This is a genomic window from Nitratidesulfovibrio liaohensis, from assembly GCF_011682075.1.
GTDB classification, from domain to species: domain Bacteria; phylum Desulfobacterota; class Desulfovibrionia; order Desulfovibrionales; family Desulfovibrionaceae; genus Cupidesulfovibrio; species Cupidesulfovibrio liaohensis.
Genome location: NZ_VSMK01000398.1, coordinates 1 through 2,544 on the forward strand (window position 1 = coordinate 1; position 2,544 = coordinate 2,544).

General features: G+C 70.2%; 2 protein-coding genes. Both read right to left on the reverse strand.

From position 1 onward, the window contains the following. Window positions 1-1,353: transporter substrate-binding domain-containing protein (locus FVW27_RS12930; RefSeq protein ID WP_167125740.1), on the reverse strand; the 1,353-nt coding region annotated here is incomplete at its 3' end. Between the two features lie 103 nt (window positions 1,354-1,456). Beyond that, on the reverse strand, window positions 1,457-2,311 hold the full coding sequence (locus tag FVW27_RS12935; protein WP_167125742.1) for a TorD/DmsD family molecular chaperone: 855 nt from the start codon (window positions 2,309-2,311) through the stop codon (window positions 1,457-1,459). Window positions 2,312-2,544 lie beyond the last annotated feature (233 nt).

Sequence of the window (2,544 nt, forward strand, 5' to 3'; positions counted from 1 at the left end):
CTGCCGTTCCCGGCCCGCTCCCGCACCGGCGGCCTGCCCGCAAGCATCGCCCTGTCCGGGGCCGTCAACCGGCGTGGGGCCACCGCCACGCCCGGGGTCGTCACCCTGTTCCGGGCCGTCGAAGTGCACGGCAATGCCGGTGTTGGCCGAAAAATCCTGCACCAGCCACTGCGAGGCGGCCAGCAGGCCGATGTCGTCCAGATGGCCGGGCCGCAATTCGCGCGAGATGCGCCGCACCGCCTCTATGGTGTCCTCGGTCAGGCGGATCATGGACAGAAGGCGCTCACGCGACGGGCCGTCTCCCTCCGGCACCACCCGCCCCAGCCGGTGCAGCCCGAACTTCAGGGCGGTGAGGTTCTGGCCCAGTTCGTCGTGCACCTCGCGCGAGATGCGCCGCCGGATGTCTTCCGCCGCCTGCTGCTGGTAGGCGAGCAGGGTGCGGATCTGGTCGCGCGAGACGGCCAGGTCCGCGTTGGCGGCGCGCAGTTGTTCGGTCTGGCGGCGCACCTGCCCGCGCAGGGCCTTGTTCACCCCGGCCAGCGCCAGCAGCAGCACGGCGGCGGCGCCCAGTGCATAGGGCAGCCAGGCGGGCAGCACCGGCGCATCGACGCGTATCCAGCGGTTCAGGCTGCGATGGTACGCCGAATCCTTGTCGGCCTTGTAGGCCGCCAGACGACGGTCAAGGGCGTCCATGATGTCGTCGGCCCGGCCCCGCATGGCGGCATAGCGCATCTCGAACGGGCTGAACACGATGGACGCGGGCTCTGCGGTGCCGCGCCGCTCGTGATGGGTGCCGATGAACCGGGGGATGACGGCGGCGTCCACCTCGCCCCGGTTCAGGGCGTCCAGCAGGGCCGAGTAGTCGGGATAGTCGCGCTGCCGGTACTGCACGCCGAAGCGGCGGGCAAAGGCCTCGAACCCGGCGGGAAAGATGCTCATGGACACCCCGCCCACCAGCTTGTCCTGCAGGTCGAACAGCATGTCCACGCGGGTGCTGCGCCGCACCCATATCTGCCCCCAGTCGATGACCAGATAGTCGCGGTTGTAGCGGTAGGCGGTGCGCGTTTCCGAAAAGGCGATGGGGGCCAGCACGTCGATGCGGCCATCTTCCAGCATGGGCATCAGCCGGTCCCAGTCATCGTACACGTAGCGCACGGTCCAGCCTTCGTCGCGGGCCACGGCGTCCATGACGTCCACCACGATGCCCTGCACCCGGCCATCGGCGCCGCGCATGGACAGCGGCTCCATGTCGTAGATGCCCACCACCACCTCGCGGGCATGGGCCGGGGCGACGGGGCACAGGACGGACAGCAGCACCAGCAGGGCAGGAAGCAGCCGGAGCAGCAGCGGCAACGAAGCGCGGGGAATGCGCGAAACGCAAGGCGAAAACGCCGACAGCGCGCAACGGGAACGGCGCGACCGGCGTGCGCGTTCGCGGAGGTGGTCCGGGTGCGGATCAGGCACCGGACGGACGGGTGATGATGGCCGGGGCAGCAGCCTTTGCGGCGCGCAGGGCGTGGATATCCGCATGCAGGTCCCTTGCCGCGCCTTCGGCCAGCAGGCCCAGCGCGACATAGTGGGGGGTGCGGGCGGCACGCTGCATGGCCTCGCGCACCATCGGCACCCACATCAGGAGATGATCGTCCAGAAAAGCGCGGGCCGCGTCAAGCGTGTCCGGCATGAACGTCGGGAATCCCTTGGACGTTGCGAGTTCCGGGGACGAGGGGGATTCGGACGAAGGGAACTTCGGGGACTCCGGCCCCGACGCGGCAAGCCCGGCGAGATGGCCGAGAAAACCGAATTCGCGCCCCAGGTGGTCGTCCGGCTCGTTGCCGGGGCGGTCGGCCCCCAGGCCAAAGCGGGCATAGGCGGCGCGCACGGCAAAGGTGGATTCGCCGAACAGCAGCCGGTCCTTGTCCCGCCACACCGATTCCCACGGCGGCACGGCAATCTCCGGCCCGACGAACAATTGGGCATGGTCGCGCTCCAGATCCTGCGCCAGCGCGTTCCAGCGGGCGTCGTCCCCACCGGGGTACACGGCCGCCGCGGCAGGTCCGGCGAGACCGCGCAGCATTTCCAGCGCCTGGCGGGTGGTCGTGCCGGCAGACGTCACGGGCCATTCCGCAAACAGTCCCTCGCGCAGGGCGCGCACCAGCCCGCCGTCCACCGGACCATTCAGGAACACTTGCCCCAGAAAGCGCAACGCCACGGCGTGGGCCATGAACGGCACGGGGCCGGAACGCATGTTCGGGGCAACGGGTCTGCCGTCAGGGACGGAAGAAGCGGCAATATCATTCCTGCACTGGGCCATGACGCCTCCTTGCACGGTGTGGGCATGGCTGGCCGGGGAGCACGGACGCCCCCCGACCAGCCGGTTCCACAGGGTTTCGGGCCTACAGGCCCATCCGGGCGTACAGGCCGAAGAACAGCACCCGACCGGCCAGTTCACCGGCCAGGGCAAGCGCCAGGGCAAGGCCCGCCAGACGCAGCGCGGCGGGCATGTCCGCCACGCGGGCACGCAGCGCTGCTGCCAGCAGCACGCCC